The 19,244-nt window shown below is 70.1% G+C and carries 18 protein-coding genes; 9 read left to right on the top strand and 9 right to left on the bottom strand.

Translation table 11 applies throughout. From position 1 onward, the window contains the following. The 9 genes from VNO22_18295 to VNO22_18255 all read right to left on the bottom strand — a co-directional run. The coding region (locus tag VNO22_18295; protein ID HXG63327.1) for a hypothetical protein at positions 1-367 on the bottom strand (367 nt) is incomplete at its 3' end. Further along, on the bottom strand, positions 364-936 hold the full coding sequence (locus VNO22_18290) for an RNA polymerase sigma factor (protein ID HXG63326.1): 573 nt from the start codon (positions 934-936) through the stop codon (positions 364-366). The genes VNO22_18290 and VNO22_18295, both read right to left, overlap by 4 nt. Before the next feature lie 57 nt (positions 937-993). Next, entirely contained in the window at positions 994-2,166 is a 1,173-nt protein-coding gene (locus VNO22_18285) for a M14 family zinc carboxypeptidase (protein HXG63325.1), read from the bottom strand. Between the two features lie 22 nt (positions 2,167-2,188). Next, a complete protein-coding gene (locus VNO22_18280; GenBank protein HXG63324.1) occupies positions 2,189-3,613 on the bottom strand; it encodes a DUF1501 domain-containing protein in 1,425 nt (474 codons plus the stop codon). Positions 3,614-3,630: 17 nt separating this feature from the next. Then, complete coding sequence (locus VNO22_18275) at positions 3,631-6,447, bottom strand: DUF1553 domain-containing protein (protein ID HXG63323.1); 2,817 nt, start codon at positions 6,445-6,447, stop codon at positions 3,631-3,633. Beyond that, on the bottom strand, positions 6,444-7,643 hold the full coding sequence (locus VNO22_18270; GenBank protein HXG63322.1) for a prenyltransferase/squalene oxidase repeat-containing protein: 1,200 nt from the start codon (positions 7,641-7,643) through the stop codon (positions 6,444-6,446). Before VNO22_18270 ends, VNO22_18275 begins: the two co-directional genes overlap by 4 nt. Positions 7,644-7,647: 4 nt before the next feature. Continuing rightward, a complete protein-coding gene (locus VNO22_18265) occupies positions 7,648-9,054 on the bottom strand; it encodes a prenyltransferase/squalene oxidase repeat-containing protein (GenBank protein ID HXG63321.1) in 1,407 nt (468 codons plus the stop codon). Continuing rightward, positions 9,051-9,605 (bottom strand): sigma-70 family RNA polymerase sigma factor, encoded by a 555-nt coding sequence (locus VNO22_18260; GenBank protein ID HXG63320.1) that lies wholly within the window; start codon positions 9,603-9,605, stop codon positions 9,051-9,053. The genes VNO22_18265 and VNO22_18260 overlap by 4 nt, the downstream gene beginning before the upstream one ends. A 94-nt stretch (positions 9,606-9,699) precedes the next feature. Beyond that, positions 9,700-10,743 carry a hypothetical protein gene (locus VNO22_18255; protein HXG63319.1) on the bottom strand — a complete coding sequence of 348 codons (1,044 nt, stop codon included), beginning with the start codon at positions 10,741-10,743 and terminating at the stop codon, positions 9,700-9,702. 142 nt (positions 10,744-10,885) lie between these two features. Here VNO22_18255 and VNO22_18250 point away from each other — a divergent pair, with 142 nt between their 5' ends. The 9 genes from VNO22_18250 to VNO22_18210 all read left to right on the top strand — a co-directional run. After that, positions 10,886-12,202, top strand: coding sequence for a hypothetical protein (locus tag VNO22_18250; GenBank protein HXG63318.1), 1,317 nt, complete (start codon positions 10,886-10,888; stop codon positions 12,200-12,202). A gap of 152 nt (positions 12,203-12,354) precedes the next feature. Then, the gene (locus VNO22_18245; protein ID HXG63317.1) at positions 12,355-12,765 is read left to right on the top strand and encodes a hypothetical protein; all 411 of its coding nucleotides are present in this window, start codon (positions 12,355-12,357) and stop codon (positions 12,763-12,765) included. Between the two features lie 75 nt (positions 12,766-12,840). Continuing rightward, a complete protein-coding gene (locus VNO22_18240) occupies positions 12,841-13,164 on the top strand; it encodes a DUF485 domain-containing protein (GenBank protein ID HXG63316.1) in 324 nt (107 codons plus the stop codon). Then, positions 13,151-14,698: a cation/acetate symporter ActP gene (gene actP / locus VNO22_18235; protein HXG63315.1), complete on the top strand. Its 1,548-nt coding sequence runs from the start codon at positions 13,151-13,153 to the stop codon at positions 14,696-14,698. The genes VNO22_18240 and actP overlap by 14 nt, the downstream gene beginning before the upstream one ends. A gap of 37 nt (positions 14,699-14,735) precedes the next feature. Further along, the gene (locus VNO22_18230; GenBank protein HXG63314.1) at positions 14,736-16,568 is read left to right on the top strand and encodes an acetylxylan esterase; all 1,833 of its coding nucleotides are present in this window, start codon (positions 14,736-14,738) and stop codon (positions 16,566-16,568) included. A gap of 43 nt (positions 16,569-16,611) precedes the next feature. After that, the gene (locus VNO22_18225; GenBank protein ID HXG63313.1) at positions 16,612-18,153 is read left to right on the top strand and encodes a tetratricopeptide repeat-containing serine protease family protein; all 1,542 of its coding nucleotides are present in this window, start codon (positions 16,612-16,614) and stop codon (positions 18,151-18,153) included. Between the two features lie 132 nt (positions 18,154-18,285). Continuing rightward, a complete protein-coding gene (locus VNO22_18220; protein HXG63312.1) occupies positions 18,286-18,489 on the top strand; it encodes a hypothetical protein in 204 nt (67 codons plus the stop codon). A 103-nt stretch (positions 18,490-18,592) separates the two neighbouring features. Next, a complete protein-coding gene (locus tag VNO22_18215) occupies positions 18,593-18,916 on the top strand; it encodes a glycogen-binding domain-containing protein (protein HXG63311.1) in 324 nt (107 codons plus the stop codon). Between the two features lie 98 nt (positions 18,917-19,014). Continuing rightward, positions 19,015-19,244 (top strand): hemerythrin domain-containing protein (locus tag VNO22_18210; GenBank protein ID HXG63310.1); only part of this gene is annotated, 230 nt, incomplete at its 3' end.

The raw sequence follows: 19,244 nt of genomic DNA, 5'->3' as shown, positions 1-19,244 counted from the left end.
CGGCCGCCCACCCCGCCGGGGCGCGCCGCGGCGCCGCGGACCGCACCGCGCGCAGGTCGGGACGCGAGATCGGACGGATCCGCGTCGTCCCCGGCCGCGCCGGCGCGTGCAGCCGTTCCAGCACCCGGTCCCGCACGCGCTCCCCCTGCCGGGCCTCGATCTCCTGAACCACGCGGTCCGCCAGGAGGCCGGGATCCGGACCGGACGCGCCGAGCGCCTCGGGCAGGTGCGCGTGCACCCAGGCGAACTCCTCCACGAGCGCGGCCCCTCCCGGCTCCGTCAAGAGTTCACCCGCCAAAGCGCCCTCCTCTTCCTCCGAGAGAAGGCCGTCCAGCCAGTCCTGAATCCGATCAAGCCGGTCGTTCATGACGCGTCCACCGGGCGCTCGAGCTTCCGCGCCATGCAGTTGCGGATCTCGATCCGCGACCGATGAAGGATCGACTTCACCGTCCCCACCGGCCGGGAAAGCGCCAGCGCGATTTCTTCGATCGACATTCCTTCCGCGTAGTGCTGCCGGAGCACCCGGCGCATGGGTTCCGGCAGGGCTTCCACGCAGCTCTCCAGCGCCTCCAGACGGCCGCCCGCCCGGACGCCGGAACCTTCGGCCACGGCCCGCAGGCCCTCGTCCGCCACCGCCGCCGCCAGCAACCGCCGCCGCGCCTGCTCATGCCGCTTCAGGCGCGCCAGATGTTCCCAAAGCACGTTGCGCGCGAACCCGGCGACCCAGGCGCGGAAGCTCTGCCGGGAATCGAACTGATCCAGGCGCTCGAAGGCCCGGACGAACGCCTCCTGCACCACTTCCTCGCGCTCCGAAAGAGGCAACGCCGCCAGGCCCCCGACGAAACGCAGAATCGCCGGAGCGTGTTCCACCACCAGGCGCCCGAACGCCTGCGTGTCGCCCCGCAGGGAGCGCTCGATCAGACCTTCGTCGCTCATGCCTTCCTTAATGTCTTGATCCGGACGGGCCGGAAGGTTTTAAAAAAGCGCCCGCCTTCAGGGCTTTCGCTCTCGAAGCGTGCGCTCCACGGCCAGCCCGAGCTCCCGCCCCACCCGCCGGTAGCCCTCGGCCGTGCTGGACGAAGTATTCCAGGCGGTCTCCAGCGTCACCGCGGGCACGCGACCCGAACTGCGACGCGTCACCCAGTTCTTGCTGATCCGCTCCCATCGCGGGTCGTACCCCGCGCCCGACTCCTCCACCCGGCCGGTGAATCGAAGGGGGCCCGTGATCTCGGCCCGCGCCGAGGCCAGCAGGACCTCGAGCCCCGCCCGCCCTTCTTCGGTCAGAAGATCCCGGGGCGGCACATAAAAGTAAGGGTCGCGGTCCCGCGCGCCGGGATTATGAAGATCCACGAAGAGCGCCGCCCGTCCCGCCTCGATCCATCGCGAAAGCTCCGCCTGCGCGGCCCGCACCTCCGGCCAGTGGGGATCCTCGCTCCAGTCCCGGTTGTGATCCTGAGGCTTCTGCTCCTTCCCCCCGGCGCCCCGTTCGACGTTGTCCACGTCCATGATCGGAACGACGACGACTTCCGCGCGCGCCCTGAGGGCCCGGGCCCGCGCGTCGTCCGACGCCAGCCATTCGAGAAAGCCCCGCGCCACCCAGCTGCTGCCGGACTCCCAGGCATGCTGGCGCGCCTGGATCCACACCGCCTCGCGGGCTTCTCCGGCGGGTCCCAGTCGCGCCGCCGGAACCGGCCGCCCTTCCCGGCTGCGGCAAAGCTCGAACCCCCGCGCCCCGTCGGGACACGCCCGGACCGCCCCCTCCACCGTCTCCCGCGCGTCCGCCAAGACGAAGGGAGGACCCCAGGCGAACCATGCCGCGCATCCCGGCGCCTGGACCCGGTACCGGATGCGATCCTTCGCGTGCCGCTCTCCCGGCGGCGTCTGCCGCCACGACTTCCCGTCCGCGCTCATCGCCGCCCGATCCGGCGTGGCCCAGACGCTGCCCCCCACGTCCAGGACCACCGTCTCTCCGGGCGAAAGCCCCTCCACCCGGAAGTACCACCAGCAGTCCCATCCGCGTCCGGAATGCGCCGCCGGAAGTATCCGGATCGTGCGCGTCGCCGGATCGATCCCCTCGACCCGGGCGGAGCCGCCCGGAAAATCCGAGATCACCCGGAGTTCCCCGGCCGGCGCAGCGGCGAGCACCGCCGCCGCGAGCGCCCGCATCCCGATCCCCATCGGGCCCCCGTCAGGCGAGAATCTCGTTCACGACATGGCCGTGAACGTCCGTCAGGCGGAAGTCCCGCCCCGCGTACCGGTACGTCAGCCGCTCGTGGTCCAGGCCCAGCAGATGAAGGATCGTGGCGTGGAGATCGTGCATATGCACCCGCCCCTCCACGGCGAGGTGGCCGAACTCGTCGGTGGCTCCGTGGGCGTACCCCGCCTTCACGCCTCCTCCGGCCAGCCACACGGTGAACCCTCCGGGATTGTGGTCGCGCCCCGTACCGTTTTTCTCCGCGTACGGCGTGCGGCCGAACTCGCTTCCCCACCAGACGAGCGTGTCCTCCAGAAGCCCGCGCCGCTTGAGGTCGGCCAGGAGCCCCGCGATCGGCCGGTCCACCGCCCGCGCGTGGTCCGCGTGCTTGGGCATGTTCGAGTGCTGATCCCAGGCGGGATTCGCGCTGCCGTCGCCGTAGGTCACCTGGATGAAGCGCACGCCCGCCTCGGCCAGGCGCCGGGCCATGAGGCACTGGCGTCCGAAGGTGTCGGTGGGCTTCTCGCCGATCCCGTAGAGCGCCAGCGTCTCCTTCGATTCCTTCGAAAGGTCGAGCACGTCGGGGGCGTTCTGCTGCATCCGCCAGGCCAGCTCGTACGAACGCACGACCGCCTCGAACTCGGAATCCCCGGGCGAGCGGCGCCGCTGCTCCTCCTGGAGCTCCGAAAGGAGCGCGAACCTCCGGGCCGCCTCCTCCGGGCGCGCCGACGGGTCGCGCAGATTCCGGATCGTCATCTCGGAGGCGGGCCCGCCCGCCCGTCCGAGGGGAGTCCCCTGGTAGACGGCCGGAAGGAAGGCGTTCCCGTAATTCCGGGCGCCGCCGTTTCCGGGACTCGGGGCGATCGTGACGAATCCGGGCAGGTTCTCGTTCTCGGTCCCGAGGCCGTAGACGATCCACGATCCCATGGAGGGCCGCACGAACTGGGTGGCGCCGCAGTGCAGAAAGAGCGTGGCCGGCCCGTGCGCGACGCCCTCGGTGTGCACCGAGTGGATGAAGCACAGGTCGTCCACGTGGCGGTTGGTCTCCGGGAAAAGCGAGGAGGCCCAGCGCCCGCACGCGCCGTGGCGCTCGAACTTCCAGAGGGGCTTCATCACGCGCATCGGCGTCCCGCGGGCCCCCGTGTTGGCCACCGTCCGCGCGTCGTCGAACGAAACCATCCGCCCGTCTTCCTTCTCGAGGCGCGGCTTGTAATCGTAGGAATCCACGTGGCTGACGCCGCCCTGCATGAAAAGAAAGATCACTCTCCGCGCCCGCGGCCGGAAGTGCGGCGCCCGAGGGGCCAGCGGCCCGCCCGAGGCGGCCGCCCCCGCGGACCGCGACGCCAGGCCCGCAAAAGCCAGCGCCCCGAAACCGCAGGCCGTCTCCTTCAACCACCGCCGACGGGTCCAGAGCTCCATGGACGACCCTCCCCGATTCAACGGACGTACCGGAATTCCACGGACGCGAAAAGCGCCTGGAAAAGATCCGCCCAGGCCGCCTGCGCGTCCCGCGCCCCCGCCGCATGCCGCAGCGCCAGGGCCGCCTCCCCTTCCGTGGGCGGCCGCCCGAGCGTTCGCCGCCAGGCCCGGACGACCCGCTCGCGGTCGCCTCCCGGAACCTCCGCCAGAAGACGCGCCGCGGCGCGCTCCGCCTGGGTCCGGACGAACGGATGGTTCATGAAGAAGAGCGCCTGCGGCGCCACCGTGACCGCGTCGCGCCGCCCGGTCGGAACGCTGGGGTCGGCGAAGTCGAACGCCTGGAAAATCTCCGGCAGCGCGTTGCGGAAGACGGGCACGTAGACGCTGCGTTCCGTGCCCGCGTGAACGTACCCGTAATCCGAGCTGAGCGTCGCCGGATACGTCCTTCCCGCCGCGTCCAGGCGCAGCGTCCCGGCCACCCGCAGGATCGTGTCCCTCAGGCACTCCGCTTCCAGGCGCCGGCGGTTCATCCGGCCCAGCAGGCGGTTCTCGGGATCCGCGTCGGGGGCCGGCAGCGGCGCCTCCGAGGACATCCGATAGGCGCGCGAAAGGACCAGCCGGCGCACGAGCTTCTTGACCGACCAGCCCTCCTCCATGAACCGCACGGCCAGCCAGTCCAGAAGCTCCGGGTGGGACGGCCGCTCTCCGGTGACTCCGAAATTGTCGGGGGTGCGGACGATTCCCGCCCCGAAGAGCCAGTGCCACGCGCGGTTCACGAACACGCGGGCCGTCAGGGGGTTGTCGCGCGACGCCAGCCACTCCGCCAGCTCCCGGCGGCCGCTCTCGCCGGAGGGCATGCGCGGCGCGGGTCCCGCGGAGGCCACCTGGAGGAACCCCCGAGGGGCGACTTCGCCCAGCGTGTGGACGCTCCCCCGCACGTGGATCCGCAGGTCCCGCGCCTCCTTCTCCTCGCGCAAGGCCATCGCCATGTCCCTCGGAGGCGCCGACTCCTGAAGCTTCTTGAGCTCGGCCTCCAGGCGGCGCACTTCGTCCTGCGCCGTTCCGGCGGCGCGGGCCTCTTCCGCGACGCCGGCCGGAAGGAAGACGACCGCGTCGGCGGTCACGTGCCCGTCGGTGTCCTCGTTGGACACGAGCACGTACCCCTGGTTGTTCTCGAACCGGTACCGCCCCAGCGACACGAAGCGGCCCGCCAGCGGCGGGACCTCGCGCTGATTGACGTGAACCGTCTTCTCGCCGTCGGCGCTCAGGATCGTCACGGGCACCGCCGTGGCGCGCTCCTTCCCGGGAGCGTAGGCGAAGCGCACCTCGTAGACGCCCGGCGGAAGCTCGGGCTGAAACGTCAGGCTCTTCTGCCCCTTGCCCGAATTCCGGTCGTGCACGTATCCCGCGCCGATGTAGGTCCCGGTGAAGGTCGACGGCTGCCAGTCGCCGACCTTGACCGCCTGCGCGTCGTCCACGACGATCCCCGGGACGGCCGAGACCGGCACCGCCCCGCCGGCCATCTCCGCCGCGGCGCGGACGGCTTTCGCCGCGCGGGCGCGTTCCTCCTGGAGGCGCGCCTGGAGCCGCGCGACCGCCTCCTCGTGCCGCCGCGCCGCCTCCTCGAGCGCCGGCTCCATGGGGAGCGGCGCCTCGATCCACTTGGACACGTTGGCGTGCTCCAGCACCCGCGTGTTCTTGAGAATGCCGGCCAGGGCGTAATAGTCGCGCGTGGGGATGGGGTCGAACTTGTGGTCGTGGCAGCGGGCGCAGGAGATCGTCAGCGCCAGGAAGCCGCGTCCCAGGACGTCGATCTGTTCGTCCACCACGTCCATCTCGAGCATCTTCTTGTCCTGCTCCTCGAGATTCGTGTTGCCGAGGAGGAGGAACGTCACGGCGACCCGGCGCCGCCGGCGCTCCTCCAGGGTGTCGCCGCCCAGGAGGTCCCCGGCTACCTGCTCGCGAATGAACCGGTCGAAGGGAAGGTCCTCGTTGAAGGCGCGGATGACGTAATCGCGGTACCTCCAGGCCTCCTTGAGGATGAACCCGCGCAGCGTGAGGGACTCGGCGAAACGCGCCACGTCCAGCCAGTGGCGCCCCCAGCGCTCGCCGAAGCGGGGCGAGGCGAGCAGGGCGTCCACCACCCGGGCGTACGCCTCCGGGGACGGATCCGCGAGGAAGGCGTCGACCTCCTCGGGCTCCGGCGGAAGGCCGGTGAGGTCGTAGAAGACGCGCCGCAGAAGCGTCGCGGGATCGGCCTCCGGGGCGGGACGCAAACCGCGTGCCTCAAGGGCCGCGAGAATGAACCGATCCACTTCGCCCGCCGGCCAGGAGGCATCCCGCACGGCCGGAGGCTCGACCCGCACCGGCGGGCGGAACGCCCAGAAGGAGCGTCCTTCCTCGACCGACAGGCCCGACTTCGGCCGGGCGGCGTCCGAAGCCTTCGCGACGCCGGCCCAGTCCGGCGCTCCGGGCGCGCCGCGCCGCACCCATTCCTCGAAGTCCTTGGCGACCGCGGCGGGCAGACGCTCCTTGGGCGGCATCTGAAGATCCTCATCCTCCCAGCGGATCGCCCGGACGAGCAGGCTCCGCTCGGGCTCTCCGGGCCGGATCGCCGGTCCCTGATGGCCCCCCTTGAGCGCTCCCGCCCGCGAATCCAGCGTCAGGCCGCCCTTGATCTTCTTGGCGCCGGCGCTGTGGCAGGAGTAACACTTGTCCACGAGCACGGGCCGGATCTTTTTCTCGAAGAATTCCACGCCCTGCGGATCGTCCGCCGCCGCGGCCTGCGGCGGCGCCGCGAAGACGAGGGCGGCCAGCCAGGCCCAAGCCGTCATTTCTCTTCTCCTCCCCGCCGCGCCCGGCCGTCCTCGCTGGCCACCAGCGCGCGGGTCGCCTTTTTGAGGAAGAGGATGGCGAAGCAGGTGTCCCACGTCGGATCGCACCGGTCCACGCCGCTGCTCCAGGAGCCGTCCTTCCGCTGCGCGTCCAGGATCGCGCGCGCCCCCTCGGCGTACCAGTCGTGCGGCCCGATCTTCTCCAGGCCGCAGAGCATCCCGACGCGCTCGAGGGCGTACAGCGCGTAGTAGAGCTCGGACTTCGGCTGAGGATCGAACTCGGGGGTCCCCCGGTTCTCGGTGACGGACCAGGAGGCGGCCAGCCACTGGATCCCCGCGCGGACCGCGGGATCGCGCCGGAGATCGATCTCCAGGAGATGGTCGTAGATCGCCAGGGAAGCGACGCCCCCCGCGGTCATGCCGAAGTAGGGCCGATGGGCTTTGGCGCAGACGTCCAGGCGGGAGTAGCACCAGCCGCGGGCGGGACCTCCCAGGCCGCTCGCCACCGCCGCGCCGGCGGCCCTGGATTCGTCCGCGTGCTGGCTTTCCACCCACCAGGCGCGGGCCTTCTGCAGGACTTCCTTCGGCAGGACGATGCCGGCGTCGTGGCAGGCCCGCAGCCCCAGAGCCGCATACTGGCTGTTCGAGTTGTCTCCCTGGGCGGGCCCTTCCTTCATCTTCCGCACCGCGATCCGGCGCACGACGCGGGGCTTGGAGTCTCCCGGCCGATCGAACTCCCGCACTCCCGAGCGGTCCCCCGGCGACGTGGCCACATCCCGGGGGGGCGGAACCTCCTTCACGAATTCGGAAGGCTCCCCGTAGCCCCATTGGCCGTTCCGGCACTGATTGTCCTCCAGGAACTGGGCGCACTGAGCGATCTTCGGCTGGTATTTCACGCGGTGGACTTCCTCCAGGATCATCGCCTGGAGCACGACCTTGTAGGTGTTCGCCGGCGGCTCTTCCATCATCTTCCGGAAAAGCTCGCGAAACCGGGGATCGGTTTCCGGAACGCCGGCGTGCACGAAGGTCAGCAGGACCAGCTCATACGAGTCCTTGATCCCGGCGAAGCCGACTCCCGGCGCCCGGGCCGTGCGAAGGAAATCGATCCCTCTCCGGATCGCCTCCTCGACGCGCGCGGAATCGACCCCGCCGCCGGGAGGAGCCTGGATCAGGAGCGCCGCCAGCACGGCCAGCATCGCGTCATCCTCCGAACGGGCGCGTGGACCGGGTCAGAAAGAGGATCCCGTAGCAGGTGTCCCATACGGGATTGCACCGCCTCACGCCGCTGTACCAGGAGCCGTCCGCCCGCTGCGCGGCCAGAAGCTCGCGCGTTCCCTCGGCGTACCAGTCATGTTCCCCGAAGCGTTCGGTGCCGGAAAGCGTCGCCGCCCGCTCGAGGGCCCAGAGGTAGTAGTAGTACTCGGTCATGGGACTCGGGGTATCCGAGAGGATCTCGCGGGCCATGAGGTCCTCGACGGGGCCGTAGTTCTCGAGGACCGTGTAGTGATAGGTGAGCCACCGCAGGGCCTCCTGGACGGCGGGGTCCTTCCGCCAGTCGTCTCCGGCCAGATGGTTCAGGGTGATCAGCGCGGCCAGCCCGCCGGCGGTCATCGAACCGTAGGGATGGTGCTCCTTCTCCTCGCGCGAATAGCACCATCCGGATCGGCCCTGACCGAAGCGCGTGTCCCGATCCGGGCGCCGCGAGGCGCGCCACCAGTCGCGGGCCCGGACGATCGTTTCCCGCGGAAGCCGCACGCCCGCCTCCGCGCACGCCCGAAGTCCCATCGCCGCGAAGAGGCTGCACGAGTTGTTGCCCGCCCCGGGTCCGGAGGCCGCCGCCTTCGGAATCGCTCCTCCGGCCAGGGGGGTCGGGCGTCCGTAGGCCCACTGGCCGTTTTCGCACTGGTTGTCCACGAGGAATTGGGCGCAGGCCTCCAGCCGCTCCCGATACTTCGCGGGGTCGAGCTCGCGGAGAAGGACGGCGTGCAGCGAGACCGTGTACGTCCGTTCCAGCGGCCGCGAAAGCGCGACCTCGAGAAGCTCCCGGAACCGCGGGTGCGTCTCCGGAACGCCTCCCTGGCGCAGCGCCAGAAGAACGAGATCCTCCGCGGGAACCGGTCCGTTCCAGGGACCGTGCGGCACCCGCGCCTCCAGGAGATAACCCACCGCCCGGCGGACCGCCTCCTCCACCTTCGGATCGGACGGCCGCGAGGGCGCGCCGACCTTGACCGCGGCGGGAACCGGCGAGGGAACGGACTCCGGGGCCCGCATCCGGAAGAGTCCGGCGCCCAGCGCCAGAAGAGCCGCCGCCGCCAGTCCGCCCAGCCCGAGGAGCCTCCGCTGCCGGCCCCGCGCCGGGAGGCGCTCCAGGACCCGGCCGACCATGGCCTCCTTCTGGCTTCCCGCCCGAAGCGCCGCCCCCACCCGCTCCGCCAGGTCCGTCCCCCCCGGGCGGTGCGTCCGCTCGAGAAGTCCCGCCAGCGCCGCTTCCGCCAGAAGCCGACTCCGCCACGCCTCGGGCGCCTCGAGGAGCTCCCGCGCTTCCTCCTCGGAGAGACTCCCCTCCCAGTATTTCTCGGCCAGAATTCGAAAGCGTTCCTCGTTCATGCCGTCCCCTGTTCGAGGCACTCGCGCAGGGCCTCGCGGATGCGGAAAAGCGTCGTGGCCACCCACGCGGCGGACTGGTCCAGGCGGCGGGCGATCTCCTCGATCTTGAGGAGCTGCTCGTAGCGGTACCGCAGGAGGGCGCGGGACGTCTCCTGAAGCCGGTCGAGGCACCGTTCGAGGCGCTCCCGCAGATCCCCTTCGGCGCCGCCCTCCGCACGCCCGAGCGCTTCTTCCAGAAGCCGGAGCTTGAGGCGTTCGCGATACTCGCGGCGGTTCTCCCGCTCGCGGCAGGCGCGTTTGAGCTCGGCCAGGATCATGAAGCGGCAGATGGCGCGCAGCCAGACGCCGAAGTCCTTGCCGGGGCGGTACTCGTCGAGCTGCTCGTAGGCGCGGATGAAGGTCTGCTGAACGACCTCGTCCACGAGAGCCGGATCGGGCACGCGGAACGCGGCGTACGCGAGGAGCATGTCCTGGTAGGCGCGAACGATCTCCGAGTAAGCTTCCCGATCGCCGGCCCGGACGCGCCGGACCACCTCCTCGAGGCGTTCCATGTCATCCCCTATAAGCGCGGCGGGGCGGGTCCATTACGGAAATCGCCCGCCTCCGGCAGAAGGGTACCCCGGGGAAGCCGGGACGGGGGGAGGATTATGAAGGGCGCGGAAGGGGCTGCTCGGACGGCTCCCGGCCGCGCAGGGAGTCCTGGTACTTGCGGGCGCGGTCCCGGAGGACGCGAACCCAGTGGAGAAGCTCGTCGCGGGACTCGGCGGGCTTCTGGAGCCATTGCCGGACGCGGTGACGGCCCTGGACCGTGGCCACCATGATGGCCAGGACGAGTTCCTCCGTGTCGCCTTCCCAGGCCCCGAGCAGGCCGATGAGGTGCCGCCGCAGGGCGCCCACCAGTTCCCCGTAGCGCTCCCGCATGCGGCCGATCTTCTCGCGGAACGCGTAGGCGGCGCCCGCGAATTCGCCGGGGCGGCCCTCCTTCTTGAGGCGTTCCAGTTCTTCGATCCCGCTGCGCGTCTCTTCCCGGAGAACGAGGATGAGAAGCACGAGCTCCCAGAGCTCGGCCGGGGGACGGATGCCTTCGAGGAGCGCCCGGGCGCGGTTGACCCGGCGGAGATCTTCGAGGAAATCGGGATGCACGCGGATGGTCGAATCGATGTCCCCCGGCCGGACGTCGGGCGCTCCCGGCTCCGGCGCCGGGGCATCCCGGCGCTCCGAGACGAGCGCCCGGCAGTAGGCGTCCGCCCGGCGCTCGAGGTCGGCCATGTGCCGCAGGACGTCTTCCGCCTGAGCCGCAGGATCGGCGCTCCAGCGTTCGGCGGCGGCCCGCCCTTCCTGGGAACTCATCAGAAGGACGATCGCCAGGTCCAGGCGAAAGCTCTCCGTCACGGAAGGATGCGCGCCCAGGAAATCGCGCAGCCGCTTGACCATGGGCTGAAACCGGCGGCGGATGAGCAGAAGGCGGTCCATGACGGCGGGGTCGATGCCCGGCGGCCGGTTCTCCGCCCTGAGGCGTTCCAGCCGCGCCAGCTCCCGGCGCAGAACCTCGCGGTTCTCCCGGAAGAGGAGGCAAAGCTCCCAGAATTCCGGCCGCAGAACCCCGGCGCCGAAAAAGGTCATGAAGCGCTCGACGCCCTGGAGGTCCGCCAGGACTTCGGGGTCTACGTCCGTGGACCCTTCGGCCATGCCCGCCGATCCTTCCCCGCCTGCTCCCAAAGATATCCGAAGTCGACGCCCCTAAACCTACACGATTCTCCGTCGGAGCGGAAGCGCCGGATGCCTTTCCGCGCTATATATTCCCGCCGCCCTTCTTGACAAAGGAGCCTGCATGATGAGCTTCCCGGCGATTTCGAAGGCTTTCCTCCTGACGGCCCTCCAGGCCGCCGGCCCCGCCGAACCGCCCCCGCGCCGCCCCCTCCTGAGCGAATTCGTGGGGATCAACGGCCACACGGTCCAATTCCGCCCGGACCTCTACGCGGCGGCCTTCCGCAAAGTGCGCGACTATCACAGCCTGAGCTGGGATCTCGGCAAGGACACCGACTCCATCCCCCGTTTCCCCGAAGCCCGCAACCGCGTCAACTGGGAACATGTCTACGGCTCCTGGAAGAAGGCCGGGTTCGAAACGGACGTCTGCATCATGTTCGACGGGACGCCTCCGGACTCCTGGAAGGATCCCGTCCGGGACGCCCGCGCCTACGGCCTGGCGTTCGCGCGCTTCTTCGGACCTTCGTCCCGGGACCTGGTCCGGGCGGTCGAGATCGGCAACGAGCCCGGCCATTACGACGACGCGACCTACCGCAAGGTCTTTGAAGCGATGGCCCGGGGATTCCGCGAAGGGGACCCGAAGCTCCGGATCGCCACCTGCAACCTCACCGTCGGAAAAAGCGGCCGCTATGAAAAGAGCGTCTCCTGCGTGGCGGGACTCGAGGCGCTGTACGACATCCTCAACATCCACACCTACGCGATGGCCGAGGGGTGGCCTTCGTGGAAGCGGTCCCACCCCGAGGACCCGAAGATCGCCTTCCTCTCCTCCGTCCAGGCCCTTATCGACTGGCGCCGCGCGAACGCCCCCGGAAAGGAAATCTGGGTCACCGAATTCGGCTGGGACGCCTGCACGAAGCCGCCGCCGGCCGAAGGCGAGACCTCCCGCTGGCAGGGCAACGTGACCGACGAACAGCAGGCCCGGTACCTGGTCCGGTCGATCTTTCTTTTCTCCTCGATGGACGTGGCGCGGGCCTATATCTATTTCTTCAACGACTCGGACGAACCGGGCCTGCACGCCTCCAGCGGCGTGACCCGGCACTTCCGGCCGAAGCCTTCCTTCCATGCCCTGGCGCATCTGCAGCGGACCCTGGGCGCGTACCGCTTCGAGCGGATCCTCGAGCGCCGGGAAGGAGAGCTGTACGCCTTCCTCTACGCGCACGGCGAAGATCCCCGACGGCGGGCGATCGCCGCCTGGTCCCCCACGGGATCGGGCCGGACCGCGACGGCTCGGATTCCCGTGGGGACCGCGCGGATCGAACGGGTGGAGCGGATGCCGCTGGAACCGGGCGAAACGCCTGCGACGGAGGCCACGGTCCGTAATGGAGTCGTCGAAGCAGCCGTGGGCGAGAGCCCGCTTTACCTTTTCTTGCGCGACGAATAAGGGAGGAGTTCCCCCGTTATTCGTGATTCGCTGGGCGTAATTCGGACCCTGTCCCCCGGCAATGCCTGCGAATTACGGATCGTCCTTCACCCCGGCCCCCGTCGTGGAGTATCCTTTACTGTAGAGAGAGGGGGGCCTTCGGGCTTACGGTCATGCGGAGTCTTTCCTTTCCCGTCCTGGATTCGGCCTTCCGGGTGTTCAAGGACGACCTTCGGCTGCACGTCCTGGGCGTCGATGTCGGCGAGCCTCTGAGGCAACGGCTTCTCTCCTTCCTCCAGGAGGGGCCTTGGATGCCCGTCGATTACGCCCAGGGGGTTCAGGCCATTGGGGAGGCGGTCACACGCCTGCGTCACCGCCATCCCGGCCTGCGCGAAGACATCTATCGGGAGGCGCTCCGCCGGGCGTCGGCGCTCGACCGCGCGGCGCTGGAGATCGCGGACCGCTGCTGGCGGGAAGAGGTTCCGGCCGGCAGCGCGCTGGCCGATCTCTGGGAACGCTGTCCCGGCTTCAGCCCGCTCACCTACCGCCGGGCCCTCGAAGAAGCCCTGCGGGACCTCCGGTAGCGAGGAAATCCTGGAACCGCGGCCCCGTCCTTTGGCAGAATGCCCCGCGATCCGAGGCATCGATCGCGAGGGCCGATGGAGACGCACGACCGCGATCGGGCGCTGGCGCTCCTGGAGGATCCCGACTTCCGCCGCCTCGCCCGCGTCAAGAACCGGGTGTCGCTCGTCCTGACCGCCGTCATGGGGGCGGTCTATTTCGGCTTCATCTTCCTGCTGGCCTGGCGGCGGGATCTCTTCGCCGTCCGCCTCGGAGAATCTCTCACCGCGGGAATTCCGATCGGCGTCGGGGTGATCCTGATCTCCTGGCTTCTGACGGGCTTCTACGTGTCCTGGGCCAACGCGCGCTACGACGCCGAAGTCCGCCGGCTCCGGGACAAGGTGACGCATGGAAACGGGTAAGACGGTCCTCGGAACCACCGATCCCCTGGCGATCGCGTTCTTCCTCGCGTTCGTGGTCGTGACGCTCGCCGTCACCTATTGGGCGGCCCGGCGCACCCGGACGACTCAGGAGTTCTACGCCGCCGGGCGCCGGATCAGCGGCTTCCAGAACGGTCTGGCCCTGGCGGGCGACTACATGAGCGCGGCGTCCTTCCTCGGCATCGCCGGCATGGTCGCCACCAAAGGCTACGACGGGCTCATCTATTCGGTCGGATTCCTCGTGGGCTGGCCGATCATCCTTTTCCTCATCGCGGAGCCGCTGCGCAACCTCGGCAAGTACACCTTTGCCGACGTCGTGGCCTACCGGCTGCGGGCGCGGCCGATCCGCACCGCCGCGGCCACGGGAGCCATCGTCACGGTCCTTTTCTACCTCACCGCCCAGATGGTCGGCGCCGGAAGCCTGGTCGGCCAGATGTTCGGGCTGGGCTACGAGACGGCCGTCGTCGCGGTCGGGGCGCTCATGATCGCCTACGTCCTGTTCGGGGGCATGCTGGCGACCACATGGGTTCAGATCATCAAGGCGGTCCTGCTCCTCGGCGGCGCCACGCTCCTGGTCGTCCTCATCCTGGCCAGGTTCGGATTCGACTACGCCAAGCTCTTCGGGGAGGCCCGCGCCCGCTACGGGGACGCCATCCTTCAGCCCGGCAAACTCGTCGCCGACCCGGTGGACGCCGTCTCCCTGGGGCTGGCCCTCATGTTCGGCACCGCGGGGCTCCCCCACATCCTCATGCGGTTCTACACCGTCCCGGACGCGCGCGAAGCGCGCAAGTCGGTCTTCTACGCCACCGGCTGGATCGGGTACTTCTACATCCTGACCTTCACGATCGGCTACGGCGCGGCGGTGCTCGTGGGACAGGACCTGATCGTCCGGATGGACAAAGGCGGCAACATGGCGGCGCCGCTCCTGGCGGAAACCCTGGGCGGACGGCCCTTCCTCGGATTCCTGAGCGCCGTCGCGTTCGCCACGATCCTGGCGGTCGTGGCCGGCCTCACGCTGGCCGGCGCCTCGGCGCTTTCGCACGACCTCTGGGCGGGCGTCGTGCGGCACGGCCGCTCGAACGAACGGGAGGAAATGCGCATGGCGCGGATCGCCACGCTGGCGCTCGGAGCGCTGGCGATCCTCCTCGGCATCCTCTTCAAAGGGCAGAACGTCGCCTTCATGGTCGGACTCGCCTTCGCGATCGCCGCCAGCGCCAACTTCCCGGCGCTTCTGCTTTCGATCACGTGGAAACGGTTCACCACGGCCGGAGCCGTCGCCAGCATGGTCGCGGGCCTGGTGACCGCCACGGCTCTCATCGTCCTGAGCCCCACGGTCTGGGTGGACATCTTCAAGAAGCCCGAGGCGATCTTCCCCTATAAGAGCCCCGGACTTTTCTCGATGGCCGCCGCGTTCCTGGCGGGCGTCGCCGTCACGCTTCTGTCGCGCGAGCCGGAAGCGGAACGCAAGTTCGAGGAAGAGAAAGTCCGCACCTACGTCGGAATCGGCGCCGATTGACCGCCGGCGGGCGTATCCCGGACTGGAGGGACATGAAATGATCCGCCTCGCGCTTCCGGTGGCGCTCGCCCTGGCGGCGGCGGGCGCCCAGGAACCCCCACCCGCATGGCGGGGGCGCCTCGAGAAATACGCCGCCTCCGCCGAGCTCTGGAAACGCCGCCGCGGGGAAATCCGCACCCGGATTCTCGTGTCGGCCGGACTCTGGCCCGAATTCGAGCGGCCGGCGCTCAAACCCCGGATCTTCGGGAAGCTCGAATACGACGGCTTCACCGTGGAAAAGGTGATCCTCGAAACCTGGCCGGGCTTCTACCTCACCGGGAACCTCTACCGCCCGCGCGGCCGCGAGGGCCCGTTCCCCGCCGTCGTCTCCCCTCACGGCCACTGGAAGGACGGCCGCTTCACCCGCACCGACCAGGGGGACCTGCCCGCCCGGGGCCTCACCTTCGCGCGGCTGGGATTCGTCTGCTTCATGTACGACATGGTGGGGTACGGCGACTTCCGGCAGCTTCCCCACCAGTTCCAGGATCCGGATTGGGGCATGAGCCTCCTGGGACTCCAGACCTGGAACAGCCTGCGCGCGGTGGACTTCGTAGCGTCGCTGCCGGACGTGGATCCGCGGCGGATCGGCGCCACGGGAGCGTCCGGCGGCGGGACGCAGACCTTTCTCCTGACCGCGATCGACGACCGCATCGCCTGCGCGGCGCCCGTCAACATGGTGGCCGCCGAGTTTCAGGGCGGATGCTCCTGCGAGAACGCGCCGTTCCTGCGGATCGATCTCAACAACGTCGAGATCGCCGCCGCGACGGCCCCCCGGCCGCTCCTTCTGGTTTCCTGCACCGGAGACTGGACGCGCCACAATCCCGATCTCGAGGGACCCGCCATCGGCCGCGTCTATCAGAAACTGGGCGTTCCGGAACGCTTCCGGGTCGTCCAGTTCGCCGCGCCGCACAACTACAACAAGGACTCCCGCGAGGCGGTCTACGCGTGGTTCGCCCGCTGGCTCCAGGGCGCGCCGGAACGGGACCGGATCCCCGAACCCGAAACGCCGCCGATCCGCCGGGAAGACCTCTCGGCGGCGGGCGAAGTGCCGCCGGACGCCGCCGGCGCGGACCGCCTGCGGGACTTGCTGCGCGAGCGCGTCCGCGCTCAGCTCGCCTCCCTCGCGCCGCGCGACGCGGCGGGCCTGGAACGCTTCCGCGGGCTGTTCCTCCCGGCGTTCGAGCAGGTCCTGGGCGCGTCGTGGCCCGCGGAAGCGACGCCGCGCGCGAACCCGTCCGGGCGGGCGACCGTGCTCGTGGCCGCCCGGGCGGCGGAGCTCCGGCCGCTCGGCGACGCGCTGCGGGCCCGGGGAGAGACGGTGTTCGAAGTCGCGCTCGATGCGCCGCTCGGAGATCCCGCCCCTCCGGCCGGCGGCAACGCGGAGCAGCAGCGGCGCTTCCCGACCTGCTATTTCCGGACCGACCTGGCCCGGCAGATCGCCCGGATTCTCGACCAGGGCCTCCTCAAGGCCGCCGCGGCGGGCGATGCGCGGCTCGTGGGCCTGGGGGAAGCGGGACCCGTGACGCTCCTGGCGCGGGCGCTCGTCCCGCCGGGAGCGGTGCGCCGCACGGTGATCGACCTCGGCGGATTCGACGAAGAGGACGAGGCGGCCTGGAGCGGTCCGCGGGCGCATCCGCACCTCCGGAGGCTCGGCGGGCTGCGCAGCGCGGCGATGCTGGCGGCGCCCGATCGCCTGGCGCTCCATCGCGCCGCGGGAAAGTTCGCGGAGGCTCCCGTGCGGGCGGCCTACGCCGCGGCGGGACAACCCCAGGCTTTGGACGTGAGCGCGGAGGGCTGGGACGAGGCTCGGATCCTGGAGGCCCTCCGGTAGGTCCGGATATACTTGTCGGGGGGCACGTTCGTTGAACGGGAGCGTGATCGTTCTGTTCCTGGCGGCCGGCCTTGCCCGCTCGCAGGAGCTCACGGATCCGGACGAGGCGTCCAAAGTCATGGCGGCGGTCCGCGCCTCCGTGGTGGCCGTGCGCAATCCGGAGGGCTACGGCTCGGGCGTCCTTCTGAACGCGGAGGGCCTGGTCCTCACGAACGCGCACGTCGTCGTCTCGCCGCTTCCCTTCCACGTGGAGGTCGAGGCCCTCACGGATCAGGGCTGGCGGAGCGTCTATTTCCGCCGCGTGACGCTCCTCGGCGTTCATCCGAAGAAGGACCTGGCGCTTCTGCGGTTCGATCCGTCCGAGCATCCGCTGGCGCTGAATCCGATGCGGCGGGCGGAGGAGGCGCCCCTTCCGGGCGAACGGGTTTACGTGGTGGGGTATCCCGCCAGCCACGGAGGGCATCGAAAGGTGCTCGTCGAAGGGCGGCTGCGGCAACGCGACCGGTTCGTGGACATGCCCGGGTATCTCGACCTCGAGGCGGGCATTTTTCCCGGAAATTCGGGAGGCCCGGTGTGCGACGCGCGCGGGCGGGCGGTGGGCCTCGTCACGTGGGGCGAGTGGGGCCGGGGAGAGGCCGGCGGCATGGCGATTCCCCTCCACGACGTCCAGCCCGACGCTTTCGTGCCGCTGGCGCGGAGGGAAGGCAATCCCGCCCGGGCGGCCAAGTCGCTCGCCCTGGCGGAACGGCTCCTCAAGGACGCCCAGGAGCGCCGAAGCGCCGCCGCCGCGCGTCTGGCGGAGACCTTTTTCAGCAAGGCGCTCGCCGAAGATTTCCCCAACGCCGACACGCACTACAAACTCGGCCTCATCTACCGGCGCACGGGCCGGTTCGCTCCGGCCGCCGCCTATCTGGTCCGGGCGCTCCAGATCCGGCCCTGGCCGGAATCGGGCGGCAAGTGCTACCATGAGCTCGGCGTCGCCCTGGCGTACCTGGGGCGCGGCGAGCAGGCGCTGGCGGCATGGCGGGAGGGCCTGGCCAAGTACCCCCTCGAAAGCGACCTCTGGGACGCGATGGCCGCCTACCACTGGAATCTGGGCCGAACGCTCGAGGCGGCCGCCTTCAGCCGCGCCGCGATCCGCACTTTCGCCGGGCGCGCCCAGAAGATGAACGAGCTCTACCAGCGCGCCCGCGAGAAGCTTTCTCCCGAGGAGCTCATCCGGCTCCGCGACCGGGAGGGCGCTCTGGAGGCGGAATTGGAATCGCTGCGGGCGCGGGCCGAAGACGCCCGCCGGGAAGGAAGAGCTTTCCTGACGGCCGAGGGAGAGCGTCTCATCCGGGACTACGACGGCATCCAGCGCCAGATCATGGAAAGCTCGCCCCCGCCGGCCGCCCCCGCCGCCCCTTCCGCCGGGGACCCCCGCGCCCGGGCGGCCCAGTATTTCCTCAAGGCGGCCAAGGCGTTTCTCCTGGAGGGAAAAACCGGGCAGGCGCTCGAGATCTTCGAGGAACTCGTCCGCGACTACCCCGAACGTCCCGAAGCCCGGGAAGCCCAAGGGTACCTCGACGCCCTCCGGAAACCCTGAAGCCCGAACTACCGCCCGGTAGGAAAAAATCCCAACCCCCTACCGCCCGGTATCCCCGCAACCGCCGTCCCACCCGCCGCGACACGGCATGCGATTTGCTCCCCTTCCCCACCGCTTGAAGCGGAGGTCCTTATGAAAGCGGTGCGGGTGGACGTGGAAGTGCCGGACGGACGCACGATGGTCCGGCCGCCCCGGGTGGGGTTCCAGCTTCTCCGGGGTCGGATCACGGAAACAACCTCCTGGTTCCGGCTCGAGCTCCGAGGCACGGCGCGCCGGATCGAGCAGGCCTTGGCGGCTTTCCGCGAACGGGGCCTCCGGGTGCATCCGTCGCCCTGACCGCCGCCGGCGCGTCGAATCCCCCTTGATCCGGCGGAAGATCCTGATACATTCGGAGCCGTTGTTCGGTCCGGAGTTTCCCGCATTTCCCGAGGAGTGCACCATGGCCGTTCGCAAGTCTCCCAGGACGTCTCCTTCCCCGTCCCAGCCGGCGCCCGCCCCGGGCGCTCGGCGCCGCATCCCCTTCCGCGTCCGCCTGGACGGAGCGCGGGAAGTGATCCTGACGGGCGAGTTCACCGGCTGGGCCACCGACCGCCTGCGCCTCCAGCCCGGACCCGACGGGGATTGGGTCGCCGATCTCGAACTTCCGCCGGGCGAATATCAGTGCCGGCTCATCGTGGACGGCCAGTGGCGCGACGTGCCGGGTCTGGACCGCCGCGTTCCGAACCCCTTCGGGACCGAGAACGCCGTTCTGGTCGTCCGGTAGGACCCGCGCGCCGGGGGAATCCCTTTTCCGCCTCCGCGCGGCGGCCGTAACCGCGCGCGCGCTCCGGGGCTCATAGGGGGTGGAAAGGGCTTCTCCCCATGAAGGCGACGGATCTCCTCGAGAAGGAACACCGGAAAATCGAAACGCTCCTGGCGTCCCGATTCCCCGCGGACGCGGCGGCGGTCCGGGAATTTCTCGCGCGCCTGGAAGCGGAGATCGACCTCCACTTCGAGGTCGAGGAGGCCCTTTTCTACCCCGCCGCGCGGGAGGCGGGGCTGGCGACGGAAGCGGCGCGCTCCCGGCACCAGGAGACCAAGGACCTCCTGAC

Source organism: Planctomycetota bacterium, assembly GCA_035574235.1.
Classification (GTDB): domain Bacteria; phylum Planctomycetota; class MHYJ01; order MHYJ01; family JACPRB01; genus DATLZA01.
Note: the sequence above shows the minus strand (reverse complement) of the source record. Positions and strands in the feature narration are given on the sequence as shown.

What these genes read in the sequence shown, in the direction of transcription:
- VNO22_18270 (HXG63322.1), bottom strand. Translation starts at nt 7,643, where the DNA reads ATGCTGGCCGTGCTGGCGGCGCTCCTGATCCAGGCTCCTCCCGGCGGC.
- VNO22_18285 (HXG63325.1), bottom strand. Translation starts at nt 2,166, where the DNA reads ATGCGGGCGCTCGCGGCGGCGGTGCTCGCCGCTGCGCCGGCCGGGGAA.
- VNO22_18220 (HXG63312.1), top strand. Translation starts at nt 18,286, where the DNA reads ATGAAAGCGGTGCGGGTGGACGTGGAAGTGCCGGACGGACGCACGATG.
- VNO22_18290 (HXG63326.1), bottom strand. Translation starts at nt 936, where the DNA reads ATGAGCGACGAAGGTCTGATCGAGCGCTCCCTGCGGGGCGACACGCAG.
- VNO22_18230 (HXG63314.1), top strand. Translation starts at nt 14,736, where the DNA reads ATGATCCGCCTCGCGCTTCCGGTGGCGCTCGCCCTGGCGGCGGCGGGC.
- VNO22_18275 (HXG63323.1), bottom strand. Translation starts at nt 6,447, where the DNA reads ATGACGGCTTGGGCCTGGCTGGCCGCCCTCGTCTTCGCGGCGCCGCCG.
- VNO22_18280 (HXG63324.1), bottom strand. Translation starts at nt 3,613, where the DNA reads ATGGAGCTCTGGACCCGTCGGCGGTGGTTGAAGGAGACGGCCTGCGGT.
- VNO22_18245 (HXG63317.1), top strand. Translation starts at nt 12,355, where the DNA reads ATGCGGAGTCTTTCCTTTCCCGTCCTGGATTCGGCCTTCCGGGTGTTC.
- VNO22_18250 (HXG63318.1), top strand. Translation starts at nt 10,886, where the DNA reads ATGATGAGCTTCCCGGCGATTTCGAAGGCTTTCCTCCTGACGGCCCTC.
- VNO22_18255 (HXG63319.1), bottom strand. Translation starts at nt 10,743, where the DNA reads ATGGCCGAAGGGTCCACGGACGTAGACCCCGAAGTCCTGGCGGACCTC.
- VNO22_18265 (HXG63321.1), bottom strand. Translation starts at nt 9,054, where the DNA reads ATGAACGAGGAACGCTTTCGAATTCTGGCCGAGAAATACTGGGAGGGG.
- VNO22_18215 (HXG63311.1), top strand. Translation starts at nt 18,593, where the DNA reads ATGGCCGTTCGCAAGTCTCCCAGGACGTCTCCTTCCCCGTCCCAGCCG.
- VNO22_18240 (HXG63316.1), top strand. Translation starts at nt 12,841, where the DNA reads ATGGAGACGCACGACCGCGATCGGGCGCTGGCGCTCCTGGAGGATCCC.
- VNO22_18260 (HXG63320.1), bottom strand. Translation starts at nt 9,605, where the DNA reads ATGGAACGCCTCGAGGAGGTGGTCCGGCGCGTCCGGGCCGGCGATCGG.
- actP (HXG63315.1), top strand. Translation starts at nt 13,151, where the DNA reads ATGGAAACGGGTAAGACGGTCCTCGGAACCACCGATCCCCTGGCGATC.